The following is a 258-nucleotide window of genomic DNA, read 5'->3' as shown; positions in this document are numbered from 1 at the left end:
AGTTCAAACTGAAAGTCTTGCTTTTTGATTTCAGCTATAACCGTGTACTGCTGAACCTTATCACCGACCTCTACGTCCATGGTTTCAATTACGCCATTGACTTCGGCAACCACATTTACCGATGACAAACTGACAGTTTGCCCAATTAGTTCTATGGCTTGAGCCCAAGGCGCCACCAGACTTAAAGCCAAACAAACTAATGATTTTGGTGTTTTCATATCACACACTCCCTTAGTAAATAAGAGCAGTGTGCAGGAG

Annotated in this window: 1 protein-coding gene; it reads right to left on the bottom strand. The window is 42.6% G+C overall.

Going from position 1 to position 258, the window contains the following annotated elements; translation table 11 throughout:
* Window positions 1-218: hypothetical protein (locus FQ668_RS27760; protein WP_218570917.1), on the bottom strand; the 218-nt coding region annotated here is incomplete at its 3' end.
* Between the last annotated feature and the right edge of the window lie 40 nt (window positions 219-258).

It is taken from the genome of Pseudomonas sp. Kh14, assembly GCF_900291005.1.
Classification (GTDB): Bacteria; Pseudomonadota; Gammaproteobacteria; order Pseudomonadales; family Pseudomonadaceae; genus Aquipseudomonas; species Aquipseudomonas alloputida.
The sequence above is the reverse complement of the archived record's forward strand: the minus strand, read 5'-3'. Positions and strand labels throughout refer to the sequence as shown.